Origin of the sequence: Burkholderia sp. HAN2018 (assembly GCF_024704855.1) — a bacterium.
GTDB lineage: Bacteria > Pseudomonadota > Gammaproteobacteria > Burkholderiales > Burkholderiaceae > Burkholderia > Burkholderia cepacia.
Map to the genome: position 1 here is coordinate 1 of NZ_QOBB01000175.1, position 16,104 is coordinate 16,104.

At 67.2% G+C, this 16,104-nt stretch carries 15 protein-coding genes and 1 pseudogene; 10 read left to right on the forward strand and 6 right to left on the reverse strand.

Annotation, left to right across the window (positions count from 1 at the left end; all coding sequences use genetic code 11):
* A pseudogene (locus DPV74_RS30560) lies at nt 1-150 on the reverse strand (phage tail protein); the annotation flags it as partial.
* 108 nt (nt 151-258) lie between these two features.
* Nucleotides 259-1,266 carry a hopanoid-associated sugar epimerase gene (gene hpnA, locus DPV74_RS30565; protein ID WP_011353724.1) on the reverse strand — a complete coding sequence of 336 codons (1,008 nt, stop codon included), beginning with the start codon at nt 1,264-1,266 and terminating at the stop codon, nt 259-261.
* Between the two features lie 164 nt (nt 1,267-1,430).
* Here hpnA and DPV74_RS30570 point away from each other — a divergent pair, with 164 nt between their 5' ends.
* The 3 genes from DPV74_RS30570 (at nt 1,431) to DPV74_RS30580 (ending at nt 4,172) form a co-directional block, all read left to right on the forward strand.
* Nucleotides 1,431-1,727 (forward strand): acylphosphatase, encoded by a 297-nt coding sequence (locus DPV74_RS30570; protein ID WP_006480292.1) that lies wholly within the window; start codon nt 1,431-1,433, stop codon nt 1,725-1,727.
* A gap of 16 nt (nt 1,728-1,743) precedes the next feature.
* Nucleotides 1,744-2,643, forward strand: a complete 900-nt coding sequence (gene rarD / locus DPV74_RS30575; RefSeq protein ID WP_119338551.1) for an EamA family transporter RarD — start codon at nt 1,744-1,746, stop codon at nt 2,641-2,643.
* A 407-nt stretch (nt 2,644-3,050) separates the two neighbouring features.
* On the forward strand, nt 3,051-4,172 hold the full coding sequence (locus tag DPV74_RS30580; protein WP_060194191.1) for an OpgC domain-containing protein: 1,122 nt from the start codon (nt 3,051-3,053) through the stop codon (nt 4,170-4,172).
* 34 nt (nt 4,173-4,206) lie between these two features.
* Here the strand turns inward: DPV74_RS30580 and DPV74_RS30585 are convergent, their stop codons facing one another.
* A complete protein-coding gene (locus DPV74_RS30585) occupies nt 4,207-4,413 on the reverse strand; it encodes a hypothetical protein (RefSeq protein WP_027790314.1) in 207 nt (68 codons plus the stop codon).
* 117 nt (nt 4,414-4,530) lie between these two features.
* Nucleotides 4,531-6,051, reverse strand: coding sequence for a peptide MFS transporter (locus DPV74_RS30590; protein ID WP_027790315.1), 1,521 nt, complete (start codon nt 6,049-6,051; stop codon nt 4,531-4,533).
* Between the two features lie 499 nt (nt 6,052-6,550).
* On the opposite strand from DPV74_RS30590, the gene DPV74_RS30595 reads away from it, so the two are divergent.
* From DPV74_RS30595 to DPV74_RS30625, 7 genes are all read left to right on the forward strand, one after another.
* Nucleotides 6,551-7,132, forward strand: a complete 582-nt coding sequence (locus tag DPV74_RS30595; protein WP_021162455.1) for a cupin domain-containing protein — start codon at nt 6,551-6,553, stop codon at nt 7,130-7,132.
* 179 nt (nt 7,133-7,311) lie between these two features.
* Nucleotides 7,312-8,922, forward strand: a complete 1,611-nt coding sequence (locus DPV74_RS30600) for a peptide ABC transporter substrate-binding protein (protein ID WP_027790316.1) — start codon at nt 7,312-7,314, stop codon at nt 8,920-8,922.
* An 11-nt stretch (nt 8,923-8,933) separates the two neighbouring features.
* Nucleotides 8,934-9,872, forward strand: a complete 939-nt coding sequence (locus DPV74_RS30605; RefSeq protein WP_021162452.1) for an ABC transporter permease subunit — start codon at nt 8,934-8,936, stop codon at nt 9,870-9,872.
* Between the two features lie 13 nt (nt 9,873-9,885).
* Nucleotides 9,886-10,788 (forward strand): ABC transporter permease, encoded by a 903-nt coding sequence (locus DPV74_RS30610; protein ID WP_027790318.1) that lies wholly within the window; start codon nt 9,886-9,888, stop codon nt 10,786-10,788.
* Nucleotide 10,789: 1 nt separating this feature from the next.
* Nucleotides 10,790-11,782, forward strand: a complete 993-nt coding sequence (locus DPV74_RS30615; protein ID WP_021162450.1) for an ABC transporter ATP-binding protein — start codon at nt 10,790-10,792, stop codon at nt 11,780-11,782.
* The gene (locus DPV74_RS30620; protein ID WP_021162449.1) at nt 11,779-12,798 is read left to right on the forward strand and encodes an ABC transporter ATP-binding protein; all 1,020 of its coding nucleotides are present in this window, start codon (nt 11,779-11,781) and stop codon (nt 12,796-12,798) included. Before DPV74_RS30615 ends, DPV74_RS30620 begins: the two co-directional genes overlap by 4 nt.
* Before the next feature lie 165 nt (nt 12,799-12,963).
* Entirely contained in the window at nt 12,964-14,424 is a 1,461-nt protein-coding gene (locus DPV74_RS30625) for an OprD family porin (RefSeq protein ID WP_059688057.1), read from the forward strand.
* 52 nt (nt 14,425-14,476) lie between these two features.
* Here DPV74_RS30625 and DPV74_RS30630 read toward each other — a convergent pair whose 3' ends face one another.
* Both DPV74_RS30630 and DPV74_RS30635 read right to left on the reverse strand, forming a co-directional pair.
* Nucleotides 14,477-15,469 (reverse strand): DedA family protein/thiosulfate sulfurtransferase GlpE, encoded by a 993-nt coding sequence (locus DPV74_RS30630; RefSeq protein ID WP_027790320.1) that lies wholly within the window; start codon nt 15,467-15,469, stop codon nt 14,477-14,479.
* A gap of 151 nt (nt 15,470-15,620) precedes the next feature.
* Nucleotides 15,621-15,890 carry a hypothetical protein gene (locus tag DPV74_RS30635; RefSeq protein ID WP_011353737.1) on the reverse strand — a complete coding sequence of 90 codons (270 nt, stop codon included), beginning with the start codon at nt 15,888-15,890 and terminating at the stop codon, nt 15,621-15,623.
* Between the last annotated feature and the right edge of the window lie 214 nt (nt 15,891-16,104).

A 16,104-nucleotide genomic window follows, 5' to 3' on the forward strand; every position in this document is an offset into this window, starting at 1 on the left:
GGCGTGACGCTCTGCCGCGGCCCGGGCTTCCGCTGCTGCGGCGCGCGCGAAGGCTTCCGCGCTGCGGGCCGCCTGTTGCGCGGCGTGGTGATCGTGGAGGAGCTGATCGACGCCCACGGTGAGCGAAGCGATCTGATCGTTCAGGTTCATGCGTGTCTTCTCTGCGTAAGACCCGCGATTTTAACCGCTGCGCCGGTGCCGGGCCGTGCGCGACGTGTAACAAAGTGCGCAAAGCGGCGTGAAGTACGCCGCTTTGTGTTACTTCAGGTAGCCTGCGGAGCCGAACCAGTCGAGCGCATCGCGCAGCCCTTCGCGGTACGGGCGCGCACGGTAGCCGAGCTCGCGCTCGGCCTTCGCGGACGTGAAATACATCTTGTTCTTCGACATCCGCAGCCCGTCCACGGTGACGAACGGCTCCTTCTTCGTGAACTTCGCGACCGCTTCCGCGCCGACTGCGAGCGGATAGAGCGGCCAGCGCGGCAGCGCGATCGTCGGCGCCTTGCGGCCCGTCATCTGCGCGATGTCGGCGAGCATCTGCTGCAGCGGCAGGTTCTCGCCGCCGAGGATGTAGCGCTCGCCGATCCGGCCGCGCTCGAGCGCGAGGAAGTGGCCGTGCGCGACGTCGTCGACGTGCACGAGGTTCAGCCCCGTGTCGACGAACGCCGGAATCTTGCCGAGCGCGGCCTCGACGATGATGCGGCCGGTCGGCGTCGGCTTCACGTCGCGCGGGCCGATCGGCGTCGACGGATTGACGATCACGGCCGGCAGCCCTTCGTCGGCGATCATCCGTTCGACCGCGCGTTCCGCGAGCACCTTGCTGCGCTTGTAGACGCCGATCGCCTGCTCCGCCGTGAGCGGCCGGTTTTCGTCGGACGGGTCGCCGGCACTCGTCACCTTCAGCGTCGCGACACTGCTCGTGTAGACGATCCGCTCGACGCCTTCCGCGCGTGCCGCGCGCATCGTCGCGACCGCCCCCTCGAGGTTCGCGCGCTCGATCTCGTCGGGATCGGGCGCCCACAGCCGGTAGTCGGCCGCGACATGCAGCAGGTAGCGCACGCCGCGCAGCGCGGCGCGCATCGACGCCTCGTCGCGCATGTCGCCGGTGACGATCTCGGCGTCGAGATCCGCCACGTTCGTGCGCGGGCTGGTCGGGCGCACGAGCACGCGCACCGCATAGCCTTTCTGCTGCGCGATGCGCGCGACGGCCGAGCCGACGAAACCGGACGCGCCGGTGACGAGAACGAGATCGCGGGAGGTATCAGTCATGCGTTTCCTTCAGGGCCGCGCGCGGGCGGCGCGGCGGTTGAGCGTCGGCGAGATTGTACGTGGTCGGCGCGCGCGGCGACGCAAGGCCGCGTCGGGTGCGGGCATGTACGAAGCGGCCGACGCGACTACAATGCCGGGCTTGAACGCAACGGGAGGACGACGCGATGAGCCGCAATGAACTGGACGAACGGATCGAGACCTACTACGTACGGGTGCGCGGCGTCGTGCAGGGCGTCGGCTTCCGGCATGCGACGGTGCGCGAGGCGCATGCGCTGAAGCTGCGCGGCTGGGTCGCGAATCTCGAGGACGGCACCGTCGAAGCGATGATCCAGGGCCCCGGCGCGCAGATCGACCGGATGCTCGCGTGGCTGCGTCACGGGCCGCCGGCCGCGCGCGTGACCGAGGTGACGTTCGAGGAACGCCGGACCGAGAAGCGCTTCGAGCGCTTCCAGCAGCAGTAAGCGGCACGGAACGATCATGACGGGGTATCCGGAGGCCGGGCGCGGCCTCATGCTGTCGGTGGCGGCATCGACGCTGTTCGCGCTGATGTCCGCCTACGCGAAACTGCTCGCGCCGCTCACGGGGCTCGACATCTTCGCGTGGCGCGTGTTGTGGACCGCACCGGGCGCGCTCGCGCTGATCGCGCTGCGCGGCCGTTGGCCGGCGCTCGTCGACCTCCTTCGGCGCAGCGTGCGCGACTGGCGCCTGCTGATCGCGGTGCCCGTGAGCGCCGCGCTGCTCGGATTGCAGTTGTGGCTGTTCCTGTGGGCGCCGCTGCACGGGCGCATGCTCGAAGTGTCGCTCGGCTATTTCCTGTTGCCGCTGACGATGGTGCTTGTCGGCCGCTTCTACTATCACGAACGGCTCGATCCGCTGCAATGGACGGCGGTCGCGTGCGCCGCGCTCGGCGTCGCGCACGAAGTGTGGGCGACGCGCGCGTTCGCGTGGCCGACGCTCGTCGTCGCGCTCGGTTATCCGCCGTATTTCGTGCTGCGCCGGCGGATCAACGCCGATTCGCTCGCCGCGTTCGCGGTCGAGATCGTGCTGCTGTGCCCGGTCGCGTTCGCGATGGTCGCGACGAGCGCGACGCGCGTGGCCGGCCATCCCGTGCTGTGGGCCGCGCTGCTGCCGGGGCTCGGCGTGCTGAGCACGCTCGCGCTCGCGAGCTACCTGAAGGCCAGCCGGATGCTGCCGATGGCCCTGTTCGGAATTCTCGGCTACGTCGAGCCCGTGCTGCTCGTCGCGGTGTCGCTGTTGCTGCTCGGCGAAACGCTGAGCGTCGCGAAGCTCGCGACGTACGGGCCGATCTGGGTCGCCGTTGCGCTGACCGCGTGGCACAGCGCCATGCTGATGCGGCGCCTGCCCGCGCGCGGATAGGCACGCGGATAGGCGTCGATCGCGATGCGGCGGCGGCGCGGAACGTGGCGTAGATCGCATCGGTATCGGCATCGCCCGGCGGTCGAACCCGTCGATGCTGACCGCAAACTGGCGTCGCGCTGGCGCGAATCTGTCGACGCTGCCTGCTTCGCATCACAAGGCTCGCGCGTGTAATCGAACAGAAGATTCGGTTGCACTTTGTTACTTAGGGTCTCTCCTGATCGGCTACTAGACTGGCCTCACCGACTTCCCTTCGTATGCAGCCTTTCAATGAACGGTCCTCTCCGTGCCTGGCCGGCCGGGTTGGCGCGATGCGGGCATACGCGTATCGCGGCTGATCCCGCGCGCCTTCTTCTTCCCGATCCATTCCCCGGTGCGTGCCGCACCGCCGTCGTGCGGGTGCGCTCATGTCGTTGAGCGTGCCGCCCGCCACCGCTCGGCCGCCGCGCGGCGGCCGCCTGATCGAAGTCGATTTCTTCCGCGGCATCGTGCTGTTGATGATCGTCGTCGATCACATCGGCGCGAGCGTGCTGTCGCGCGTCACGCTGCACGCGTTCGCGCTGTGCGACGCGGCCGAGGTCTTCGTCTTTCTCGGCGGTTTCGCGACCGCGAGCGCCTATGGCGCGATCGCCGAACGGCACGGCGCGCGCGCCGCGCAACGGCGGTTCGTGCGCCGCGCGATGCAGATCTACCGCGCGTTTCTCGCGACCTCGACGCTGATGCTCGTCGTGTCGGCCGTGCTCGACCATTACGGGATCGATGCGCCGAACCTCGCGCTCGACGACGTCAGCGTGATGCTCGCCTCGCCGCTCACGGGCCTGGCCGAACTGCTGACGTTCCAGCGCCAGCCTTATCTCGCGTCGGTGCTGCCGATGTACGTGCTGTTCGCGCTCGCGTCGCCGGTGCTCGTGCCGTTCGCGCGCCGGCATCCATGGCTGCTCGTCGCGCTCGGCATTGCGTCGTGGATCGCGGCGGGCTGGCTCGGCCCCGAGCTGCTGGACACCGACGGATTCCGCTGGAGTTTCAATCCGTTCGCGTGGCAACTGATGTTCGTCGCCGGCGTGCTCGCGCGCTGCCAGCCGTTCTACCGGCGCATCGCGCTCGGCCGCTGGGGGGCCGCGGCGACCGGGCTGGCCTGCGCGGTCGTGCTCGGCTGCGCGAGCTACAAGCTGTTCTCGGGGCTGCCGCTGCCGGAAGGCGTGTTCAAGCGCGATCTCGCGCTGCCGCGCGTCGTGAGCTTCGCGGCCATCGCGTGGCTGATGGCCGATTGCGTGCGCTTCGGCTGGATCGCGCGGATCGCGCAGGGCGTGCGGCCGGTCGTGGCCGTGGGCCAGCGCGGGCTGATCTGCTTCGTCGCGGGCGCGGCGATCTCGCTCGTCATCGATTCGCTCCTGCATCCGGTCGTGGGCAGTGCCGACCTGCGGCACGTCGGCGTGGGCCTCGTGGCCGACGCGTGCGCGCTCGGGCTGATGATGGCCGTGGCCGGTTCGGGAACGTGGATCGCGCGGTGGCGCGGTGCGGCCGCGTGAGCGGCGCGGGCGGCACGGAACGTGCGGCGCGGCGTCAGTGAGGTGAGCCGATACGGGAGCGGGGAACGGCGGTGGGGTCGTCGGATTCGGCGTCGTCGCGCTCGTCGGGCGCCGGATCGTCGCGTTCCGCGAGTACCGCGTCGGCTTCGGCTGCTGCCCGGGCGGCGCGCAGTGCAGTGCATCGCTGCGCGTACCGGATGTCCGAGAGGATCCGGAGGAGCCTCGTGGTCTTGCTTTTCATGGTCTTCTCCCGCCAGCGCGCATCGCGGCGGATGCACTGCTTTGCAACCAGTGTAGGACGCAATCGCGCAACCGGCGGGAGAATGTGGCGTGCAGGCCGCACGCCGAGGGATAGTCCTTACTGGGCCGTGGCGGCACCCTGCGCCTGCAGCGATTCCTCGCGGCGCTCTTCCGCACAACGTTGGTGCTGGCGCGACAGGCGGTTCATCAGCGGCAGCAGCAGCAGCGCGAGCAGCATGCCGATCGCGGCGAGCCAGCCGAGCTTCTCGAACAGCGACAGGTAGAGCGGCAGCGATTCGGTGGCCGGCAGTTCGTGCGACGGCATCTGCGCGAAGTTCGCGACGACGCTGCCCAGATACTGCGACACGCCCGTCGCGACGAAGTACGCACCCATCATGAAGCCGCTCATGCGTGCCGGCACGTAGCGGGCGATCATCGCGAGGCCGAGGCCGCTCACCAGCAGTTCGCCGAGCGAGTAGAGGCCGTAGCCCCACACCATGAACCACGACGACACGCGGCCGTCCACCGCAAAGCGGCCGCTGATCGTGAACACCAGGTAGCCTGCGGCCACTGCGCCGAAGCCGAGCGCGTACTTCGCGGCGACCGGCAGGTCACGGCCGCCCTTCGCGACGGCGTTGTAGACCCACACGAGCACCGGGCTGAGCAGCATGATCCAGATCGGGTTCAGCGCCTGGAACTGCGCGGCGCTCCACGTGAACAGCGTCGTGCCGAACAGCATGAAGCGCGGATCGACGTTGCGCAGCGCGAACAGCGTCAGCGACGTCGACATCTGCACGTAGAAGATGAAGAACAGGATCACCTGGCCGATCAGCACGAGCGCCGCGATCAGGCCGGCGCGCTCCGAGCGCTCCGATTTCGCGATCATGTACGCGAAGATCGCGAGGATCGCGAACGCCGCCGTCCACACGCTGGCGACGGCGAGCTGCTTGTGCTGCAGCACGTACAGCGTGACCAGCGCGAGCCCGACACCGCCCAGGGCGACCGCGCCGAGGCGCTTCCAGCGGATCGGCTGGTCGTCGGGCAGCGAGCCGACGTGTGCGAGCGTGCGATGCATCAGCATGAAGTTGAGGATCGCGAGCAGCATGCCGCCGCAGCAGACCGCGAACGCGGTGTGCCAGCCCCAGTGATCCTTGATCCACGGCGTCGCGAGCATCGACACCGTCGAGCCGATGTTGACCGCCATGTAGTAGATCGTGAACGCGCTGTCGATGCGCGCGTCGTCGCCTTCATAGATGCGGCGCACGAGGTTCGCCGCGTTGGCCTTGAACAGGCCGTTGCCGACGACGATCACGCCGAGCGACGCGTACATGTACGTCAGCTGGTCGTTCGGTACCGACAGCATCAGGTAGCCGGCGCAGAGCACGGACGCGCCGATGATCATCGTGCGGCGGGCGCCGAGCACCTTGTCGCCGATCCAGCCGCCGATCGACGGCGCGGCATAGACGAGTGCGGTAAACGCACCCCAGGTCAGGTTCGCATGGCTGTCGGTGAAACCGAGCCGGTCGACCATGAAGAGGACCAGGAGCGCGGCCATGCCGTAGTAGCCGAAACGCTCCCACATTTCGATGAGGAAGACCGTCGTGAACGATCGGGTTTGTGAAACAGGTGGTTGCATCATCAATCTCGTTTGAAACGGACGGCACGGATCGCGCGTCGTCTTGGGGTCGAACTGGCGCCGATGCACAATGGGCCGGGTAAGCTTTGCGCTGGCGATGGAACAGTCGGGCGGTTAGCCCGGGCCGGGGCCTGACTCCGCCTGGTGTGGCGGGGAAGGGCCCCGACCGGCGCGCGCATGGTAACGGCTGCCGGTCCGGTGCGTCTGGTATCCGCCACTTAGGGAAACTCCTAATGTGGCAGTAGCTTTCAGGAACATTCGTCTCATCATTTACTTGTAAGCTTTCATGCCGGCTCTCCGAATATTCCCGGAGAGCCGCTTGCAGCTTGCCTGTGAAGCCGGCGAGTCTGGCAAGATAGCGCGTCGTTTCGCTCGCTTCGTGTCCCGTTTAGTGCACCGGGCTCAACACCGAAGACGGGTGCGAACCCGAAGACTAAGCTATATCGTTCTAACTTAGTTATTTTCCATCAAACATTTTTTGACGATCACTTTTCGGCCTGCTATGGTTCCCCCCACTGAAAACTCGCGGTCCGCAGATGCTGCCGCCGCTCTGGGCAGCAAGATTCGCGCGTTGCGCCAACGACTCAAGCGCACGCTCGACGACACCGCTACCGCCGCGGGGATTTCGAAGCCGTTTCTGTCTCAAGTCGAACGCGGGCTCGCGTCGCCGTCGCTGACATCGTTGGCCGGTATCGCGCACGCGCTCGGTGTGACGGTGCAGTACTTCGTGGATACGCCGAGCGAGGAACGCTCGGTCTGCCGAGGCGAGCAGCTGCGCTTCTTCGGGTTTGCCGATTCGGCGAACCTGTTCGCGAGGCTGACGAACGTGTCCGAAGGGCGCCAGCTGGAGGCGATCCTCGTGAGGATGCCGCCGGGGCAGAAGCGGTCTGAGGTGACGACACATGCAGGAGAGGAGTTCCTGTATGTGATTGAAGGGGAAGTGTCGCTGACGCTGGAAGGCAAGACGTTCGTCCTGCAGGCCGGTGACAGTTCGCACTATCAGTCGACGGTCCCGCACAGCTGGGTCAACACCGCGAAGATCGAGTCGGTGGTGGTCTGGGTCGGTACGCCGAGGCTGTTCTAACGCACAGGTATTCCTTCGTTTCGAAGACGGAATACCTGTCGAAAGAAACGTAAGGAATACTAAAATGCAATACGAGAATCACGGGCCTCCTCAATCGCTGCGCCCGTCAGCGTCTCACGCGTAAGCCGCGGCATCCGCCGCGCGACGCTCACCGAACAACCCTTCTCAAGACTGCCACGATGAAATCCTTGCATGCCATGTCGGCCGTGCTGGCCGCGCTCGCCCTGACGCCTGTCGCCCACGCCGTTTCCGTTCCGTCGAACGTCGCGCTCGCTCCTCAACAGGACCTGACGCGCCAGGTGCCTGCCGAAGTCGAGTCGCTCGACCCGGCGCACATCGAATCGTGGACCGGCAACACGATCGGCCTCGACCTGTTCGAAGGGCTGGCGCGCATCGACGCAGCCGGCCAGGTCGTGCCGGGTGTCGCGCTGTCGTGGGAACGCAAGACGCCGACGACGTGGATCTTCAAGCTTCGCCGCGACGCGAAGTGGAGCAACGGCCAGCCGGTGACGGCCGCCGATTTCGTCTATGCATGGCAGCGCCTCGTCGATCCGAAGACGGGCTCGAAGTACACGATCCTCGTCGAGTTCGTGAAGAACTCGAAGGACATCATCGCGGGCAAGGCCGCGCCGTCGACGCTCGGCGTGCGCGCCGTCGACCCGTACACGCTGGAAGTGACGACCGACGTGCCGGTCGCGTTCTTCCCCGAGCTCACCGCGATGGTGCCGCTGGCACCGGTGAACAAGGACACGGTGACGAAGCTCGGCGATGCATGGACGCGCCCGGGCAACATCGTCAGCAACGGCGCCTACCAGCTCGTCGACTGGCAGCCGAACAACCGCATCGTGATCTCGAAGGATGCGAAATACTGGAATGCGCCGAAGGTCGTGATCAACAAGGTCACGTACCTGCCGATCGAGAGCGACGAGACGGCGATGCGCATGTACCAGGCCGGCCAGATCGACTACAGCTACTCGATCCCGTCGGGGATCTTCCAGCAGGTCAGCAAGCAGTTCGGCGGCGAACTGCGCCAGGGCCTGCAGCTCGCGACGTACTACTACTACCTGAACAACAGCGATCCGGCACTGAAGGACAAGCGCGTGCGCCAGGCGCTATCGATGGTGCTCGATCGCGACGTGCTGACCCAGAAGCTCACGCAGGCCGGCGAGAAGCCGATGTACGGCCTGATGCCGAACGGCACGAAGGGCGTGCAGCCGTTCACGCCGGACTGGGCGTCGTGGCCGATGGCCAAGCGTGTCTCGACCGCGAAGGACCTGCTGAAGCAGGCCGGCTATTCGGACGCGAAGCCGCTGTCGTTCACGCTGACCTACAACACCAACGACCTGCACAAGAAGGTCGCGCTGTTCGCGGCGTCCGAATGGCGTACCAAGCTCGGCATCAACACGAAGCTCGAGAACGTCGAGTTCAAGGTGCTGATGAAGCAGCGCCATGACGGCAAGGTGCAGATCGCGCGCGACGGCTGGTTCGCCGACTACAACGACGCGATGACGTTCTTCGACCTGCTGCGTTGCGGCAGCGCGCAGAACACCGTCGGCTACTGCAACAAGCAGGTAGATGCACTCGTCGACGAAGGCAACCAGAAGCTCGACGACAAGGCGCGTGCCACGCTGCTCACGCAGGCACACGATCTCGCACTGAACGACACGCCGATGGTGCCGCTGTTCCAGTACTCGGCCGACCGTCTCGTGAAGCCGTACGTCGGTGGCTACTCGCTGAAGAACGTGATCGACATGCGTGCGTCGCAGGACATGTACGTGATCAAGCACTGAGCGGAGCGATCATGCTGGCCTACGCATTGAGGCGTACGTTGTGGGCGGTGCCGACGATCCTCGCGGTCGTCACCGTCTGCTACCTGCTGCTGCACCTGACGCCCGGTGGCCCGTTCGATACGGAAAAGCAGCTGTCCGCGGCGACGCTCGCGAACCTGAACGCGAAGTATCACCTCGACCAGCCGCTGTGGAAGCAGTACCTGATGTACCTGAACGCGCTGCTGCACGGCGATCTCGGTCCGTCGTTCCGTTACGTCGACTGGTCCGTGAACGACCTGGTGCGCAAGGCGCTGCCGGTGAGCCTCGGCGTGGGCGGCCTGTCGATCCCGATCTCGATCGGGCTCGGCGTGCTGCTCGGCACCGTCGCGGCCGTGCGCCGCGACAGCTTCATCGACCGCATCGTGATGCTGATCGGCAACGTCGGCAACGTCGTGCCGCCGTTCGTGCTCGGCCCCGTGCTCGTGTGGATCTTCGCGATCCTGCTGAAGACGTCGGCCGGTAACGGCTGGCTGCCGGCGGGCGGCTGGGGCGACGGCGGCTGGCAGTACCGGCTGCTGCCGATCGTGCTGCTGACCTTCATCAACATGTCGCTGCTCGCGCGCGTGATGCGCGGCTCGATGATCGAGACGCTGTCGAGCAACTACATCCGCACCGCGCGCGCGAAGGGCCTGCCGGGCTCGACGATCGTGCTGCGCCACGCGCTGAAGCCCGCGCTGATGCCGGTCGTGTCGCTGGTCGGCACGGTCTGCATCTCGTCGATCACCGCGGCCGTCGTCACCGAATCGGTGTTCGCGCTGCCGGGCCTCGGCCAGCTCGTCGTGAACGGTGCGATCAACCGCGACTACACGCTCGTGCTCGGCCTCGTCGTGCTGACCACCGTCTGCGCCGTGCTGTTCAACCTGCTGGTCGACCTCGCGTACGCGTGGCTCGATCCGCGCATCCGTTATTGAGCGAGGCACCGCGATGACTCCGACTACTCCCGTCGTCGGCCTGCCTGTGCAGACCGACACGCCGCCGCGTTCGCGCTCGCCGCTCGCGCTTGCCATGGCGCGCTTCCTTCACAACCGTGCGGCCGTGTTCAGCCTCGTGCTGCTCGCGCTGATCACGATCGCGTGTTTCGTCGGCCCGTGGCTGCTGACCGCCGACCCGGCCGCGAGCGACTGGGGCGCGATCAGCCTGCCGCCGACCTGGGCCAACCAGCACTGGTTCGGTACCGACGAGCTCGGCCGCGACCTGCTCGTGCGCACGCTGATCGGCGGACGCGTGTCGATCGAGGTCGGCTTGCTCGGCACGCTCGTGTCGGGCCTGTTCGGCGTCGCGTGGGGTGCGACCGCGGGCTTCGCGGGCGGCCGCACCGATGCCGTGATGATGCGCGTCGTCGACATGATGTACGCGATCCCGTACCTGCTGATCGCGATCCTGATGATGACCCTGTTCGGCCGCTCGTTCATGCTGGTCGTGCTGACCATCAGCGCGTTCTCGTGGATCGACATGGCGCGTGTCGTGCGCGGCCAGACGCTGTCGCTGCGCAGCCGCGAGTTCGTCGACGCGGCGCGCGCGATCGGCGTGTCGCCGGCCACGATCGTGCGGCGCCACGTGGTGCCGAACCTGCTCGGCGTGGTCGTCGTGTACGCGACGGTCTCGGTGCCGGGCATCGTGCTGACCGAATCGGTGCTGTCGTTCCTCGGCCTCGGCGTGCAGGAACCGATGACGAGCTGGGGCGTGCTGATCCAGGACGGCGCGCAGAAACTGGAATCGATGCCGTGGCTGCTGCTGGCCCCGGCCGTCATGCTGTGCGTGACGCTCTACTGCGTGAACTTCGTCGGCGATGGCCTGCGTGACGCGCTCGACCCGAAGGATCGCTGAAATGGGTGCACTGCTGGAAGTAGACAACCTCGGCGTGCGCTTCACGCGCAAGGACGCGCCGCCGGTCGACGCCGTGAGCGGCGTGTCGTTCTCGCTCGAAGCCGGCAAGACGCTCGGCATCGTCGGCGAATCGGGCTCGGGCAAGAGCCAGACCGTGATGGCGCTGCTCGGCCTGCTGGCGGGCAACGGCACGACGACGGGCGCCGCGCGCTATCGCGGCGACAACCTGCTCGAGATGGATGCGCGCGCGCTGAACAAGGTGCGCGGCGACCGGATCGCGATGATTTTCCAGGACCCGATGACGTCGCTCAATCCGTTCCTGACGATCGAGCGGCAGATGACCGAGACGCTGCAGCTGCATCGCAAGCTGTCGCGCAGGGAAGCCACGAAGCGCGCGATCGAGGCGCTCGAATCGGTGCGTATCCCGGACGCGGCGCGCCGCATCCGCATGTACCCGCACGAGTTCTCGGGCGGGATGCGCCAGCGCGTGATGATCGCGATGGCGCTGCTGTCCGAGCCGGAGATCCTGATCGCCGACGAGCCGACCACCGCGCTCGACGTGACCGTGCAGGCGCAGATCATCGACCTGCTGCGCGAGCTGAACCGCGAGCGCGGCACGGCGATCGTGCTGATCACGCACGACATGGGCGTGGTCGCGGGCCTCGCGGACGACGTGATGGTCATGTATGCGGGCCGCACCGTCGAATACGCGCCGGCCGAATCGATTTTCGCGGCGCCGTCGCATCCGTACACGATCGGCCTGCTCAACGCGCTGCCGCGCCTGACCGACGCGGACGATGCGCCGCTCGTCGCGATTCCCGGCAATCCGCCGATGCCCGGCACCGCGCCGGCCGGCTGCGCGTTCGCGAAGCGCTGCACGTACGCGGAAGAACGCTGCGGCGCGGCGCGCCCCGCGCTCGAAACCTATGGCGCCGTGGGCGCGGTGCGCGCGTGCCACCGGCCCGTGGCCGATATGACGGGAGGTCTGCGATGAGCGTCGATGAACGCCGCAATACCGGCGCGACGGACGACACGCTGCTGTCCGTCGATGGGCTGAAAGTGCATTTCCGCGTGCCGCTCGGCGGCTATCCGTGGTCGCCGAAGGGCACGCTGCGCGCCGTCGACGGCGTGTCGTTCGACGTGAAGCGCGGCGAGACCGTCGGGCTCGTCGGCGAATCGGGCTGCGGGAAGTCGACGCTCGCGCGTGCGCTGATCGGGCTCGTGCCGATGACGGCCGGCGCCGTGAAATGGCGCGGCGAAGCCGTGGCGCCCGATCACCTGCGCGGCACCGCGATGCGGCGCGAAGTGCAGATGATCTTCCAGGATCCGCTCGCGTCGCTCGATCCGCGCATGACGATCGAACAGGTCGTCGCGGAGCCGCTCGTCACGCACCAGGCCGGCCTCGGCCGCACCGAGGTGCGCCGCCGCGTGGTCACGATGCTCGAACGCGTCGGCCTGAACGCGCATCACCTGCTGCGTTATCCGCATGAATTTTCCGGCGGGCAGTGCCAGCGCGTCGGCATCGCGCGCGCGCTGATCAGCGAGCCGAAGCTCGTGATCTGCGACGAACCCGTATCGGCGCTCGACGTGTCGATCCAGGCGCAGATCGTGAACCTGCTGCGCGATCTTCAACGCGAACTGTCGTTGTCCTATCTGTTCGTTGCACACGATCTCGCCGTGGTGAAGGCGATCAGCCAGCGTGTGCTCGTGATGTATCTCGGCCGCGTGATGGAGTTCGGCACGCGGCATGACGTGTACGGCGTCCCTCAACACCCGTACACGAAGGCGCTGCTCGATGCGGCGCCGACGCCGGAGCCGGCGCGCGAGCGTGCTCGCCGCCCGATGCTGCTGGCGGGCGAGATGCCCTCGCCGCTCAACCCGCCGTCCGGCTGTGCGTTCCGCACGCGCTGCCCGGTCGCGATCGATGCGTGCGCGCAGGACGTGCCGCTGCCGGAAGTTCGGCAGGGGTCGGCAGCGCGTGTCGCGTGCATCCGCGCGGGTGTGGCGTGAGCTGAAGTGACGCAGCAAACATAACCAAGGCAGGTCAACAGGGGTAGGTGCGGCGCGAACGATCTTCGCGCCGTGGGTACAGGCGCGTCCTTAACCGGGCGCGCCGGGGGGCCGGGAGCGGATCGCAGCCGGCGTGGACGATATCAACACAAGACGAGAATTACGATGAAAAAACAGAAGACGATCGGGACGGCATCGAAAATGCTGCTCGCATGGGGACTGCCGGCACTCGCCGGTGTCTCGCTGACGGGCGTCGCGCACGCCGACGACGCGGCCCCCGCACCGCTGACGGTCGCCCAGGCCGCACCGGGCGCGACCGTTGCGCAGGCAACGACCCCGAACGCCGTTATCAACGCCGAAGCGACCCAGGCCGTCACGCCGCCCGACGAGCCGTCGGCCCAGTCGCAGTCGAAGGGTTTCATTGCCGACAGCCACCTCAACTTCCTGTTCCGCAACTATGCGGACGTGCTCGACGCCAAGGGCGGCCCGCATCGCCACGCGTGGGTCCAGGGCGCGATGGCGAACTTCGAGTCGGGCTATACGACGGGCCTGATCGGTATCGGCTTCGATGCGTCGCTGTATGCGGCGCTGAAGCTCGACGGCGGCCAGGGCGCCGGCAGCATGGTGCACATCGCGAAGGGCGGTGGTGGCGGCAACCAGCTCGCATGGGCCTACCCCGGCATCTACGACGTGAAGGCGCGCATCTCGAACACGGTGGTCAAGTACGGTCTGCAGGCCGTCGACAACCCGTTCATGGAGCAGCACGACAACCGTGCGCTGCCGCCGACGTTCCTCGGCGCGACACTCGTCAGCAATGAATTCAAGAACGTGATGCTCGAGGCCGGCAGCTTCACGAAGACCGACGCGCGCGGTCACACGACGCTCACCAACCTGACGACGCAATACGGCGGCACGCGCATCAATCGCCTGTCGTACGTCGGCGGCACGTGGGATTACTCGCCGAACGGCGAAATCGCGCTGTACGCGAACCAGGCCGACGACGTGTGGCACCAGTACTACGCGTCGGTGAAGCACAGCATCGGCAGCCCGCAGACGATCAAGTGGACGGGCTTCGGCAACGTCTACTCGACGCACGACACGGGCGATGCGCTGCAAGGCAAGATCAACAACAACGCGTACAGCCTGTCGCTGGCCGCGCAGCACGGCCCGCACGAGCTGCTGCTCGGCTTCCAGCAGGTGCTCGGCGACCAGTTCTTCGACTACCTGAACGAAACGAACGGCATCTTCCTGACCAACTCGATGGACGTCGACTACAACGCGCCGCACGAAAAGTCGCTGCAGCTGCGTTACACGTTCTACGGCAAGGAAGCGGGCCTGCCGGGCTTCAAGGCGATGGTCTGGGGCGTGACGGGCTGGGGCGCGGACGGCAGCGCGAGCGCGGCGCTCGACCCGAGCAAGTCGAGCATCTACTGGAGCAACGGCGCGCCGGTGCAGGGCCGTCACCACGAGTTCGGCTTCATCCCGTCGTACACGTTCCAGAGCGGCAAGCTGAAGGACACGAAGGTCACGTTCATCGCGATGTGGCACGCCGGTTCGGCGCACTACTCGGACGCGACGAACACCGAGTACCGCCTGGTCGTGAACCTGCCGCTGCACGCGTTCTGATCGAAGGGGGCATGCGCCCCCGCTTCGCACGGCCGGCTTTCGATCGAAACGATCAGGCCGGCTTGTGCAGCCCCGCGACCGGATCGTTCGCGGCCGGCATGTCTTCCACGAGCGACGTGAGCTGGCGGCCCGTATCGCGCCAGGCGTCGAGGCCGCCGCGCAGCGCGAGCGCATCGGTAAAGCCTGCGTCGAGCAGGCGCTTCGCCATCAGGGCCGCCGTCACTTCGTTCGGGCACGAGCAGTACACGACGAACTTCTGCGAGAGCGGATAGCGCGCGACGATGTCGCCGATCTGGCGATCGTCGGCGAATTGCGCGCCGGGAATCGTGAACGGGTCGAGCTTGCGGTGCTCGGGCGAGCGCACGTCGAGCACGACGGGCGCGGTGGTGTCGCGCAGCAGCTGGTCGAGTTCGTCGACGCTGATCCGCGCATTGGCCAGCTGGCGGATCAGCGCGCGGCGGCGCATCCAGCGGATGGCCGCATACACGGCGAGCAGCGCGACGATCACCAGCAGCACCGCGCGGCCGAGGCGGCTCGCGCCGGCGAACAGCCAGTCGATCTGCCGGTAGAACACCAGCCCGGCCACCAGGCCGACGATCGTCCACAGTGCGGCGCCGAGGGCATCGTAGCCGGCGAACGTACGGTAGCGCGTGCCGAGCGCACCGGCCATCGGCACAGATACCAGCGACAACCCGGGAATGAAGCGCGCGACCGCGAGCACGCGCACGCCGTAGCGGCCGAAGAAGCGTTCGGTCTTTCTCACGCAGGTATCGCGCGACAGCGACAGCCGGCAGATCGTCTTCAGCGTCGTGCCGCCGTAACGGCGCCCGGCGACGTACCACACGGTGTCGCCGATCAATGCGCCGAGCACCGACAGCGCCACCACCGTCACCAGTTGCGAGCCGATCATCTCGGGATGCATCGCGGACATCGCGCCGAACAGCACGAGCGTCGGCATCGCGGGCACCGGCAGGCCGATGGCCGCCGCGAGCACGTTGGCGAAGACGAGAAGCGGCCCGTATTGGGCGACGAGGTCACGGAGCATGACGGCTGGCCGAAAAGGACATGCGTGGGCAGGAAACGCAGATGGGCCGATTATCGGCCTTTTTCAAGACAACGGCGGGAATGACGGAAAGCGCCTGACGGCGGCAGGGGCGCGGTGAGCCGGCGCGCTGCGAGCGGCTCACCGTTCGAAATCAGGAGGAGGTGCGGGCGAGCGACGCGGCGCCGTGGTTTTCGCCGGGCAGCTCGGCGCCGTGCGAGCGGATCGCCGCGATCAGTTCGGCCGGCGTGATCTCGTAGCGGACTTCGCGATGGATGCCGGGCTTGCGTTCGTCGATCTCGATCAGCAGCACGCTTTTGCCGTCGCCGGTTGCCTCGAGCCGGAGCGAGCGCAATTCGCGGCCGTCGGCCGGGTCGTGTTCGGTGAGCAGGGTCATTGCCCCGGATGAGCCGGTAGTGCGCATCGAACCTATCCTCGTATCGTGGATGCCGTAGTGGCGAAGATGTCTTTGTTGAATACAGCTCGACGCAGTTTAACGCGAACGGGCCGCAAGTCGGAGCATTTTCGCAAGCTGAAATGAGGGCTGAACCATCGATCCTTCTGATGTTTGAGCCGCGCGGGGCGGGCGTTTGCGCCGGATCGGGGCCGGCCGCGGCCGGCGCCCGGGCGTCGTTCCC